The 287-nt window shown below is 50.2% G+C and carries 1 pseudogene; it reads left to right on the top strand.

From position 1 onward, the window contains the following. Positions 1-68: 68 nt before the first annotated feature. Positions 69-287: pseudogene (locus tag JO375_RS12540) on the top strand (hypothetical protein); the annotation flags it as partial.

Below are 287 nucleotides of genomic sequence, written 5' to 3'. Positions count from 1 at the left end.
TCTCCCTCCCCATCTTCCCTGATAGCTTCACAGGCAACAGATACCGTAAGTAAAGGAGGCGGGATGTAATGAGATATTTTCGGCTTATGGTGGACGAGCGCATCAAGCATCGGGTGGAGCCTGCTTCCCTGTCTCCGTTGCAGGTGGAAGATATCCTTTCGGATCACAACAACAATATGCAGACGGAAGACACTCCCCTGTTTTTAGCTGTACATACGGATTCACGAACCGTCTATCCGGATTTCCTCGAGTTCCCTTTGCCGCTGGTTTCCGATGCAATGAAAGCA

Origin of the sequence: Paenibacillus farraposensis, from assembly GCF_020736845.1 — a bacterium.
GTDB lineage: Bacteria > Bacillota > Bacilli > Paenibacillales > Paenibacillaceae > Paenibacillus > Paenibacillus farraposensis.
The sequence above is the reverse complement of the archived record's forward strand: the minus strand, read 5'-3'. Positions and strand labels throughout refer to the sequence as shown.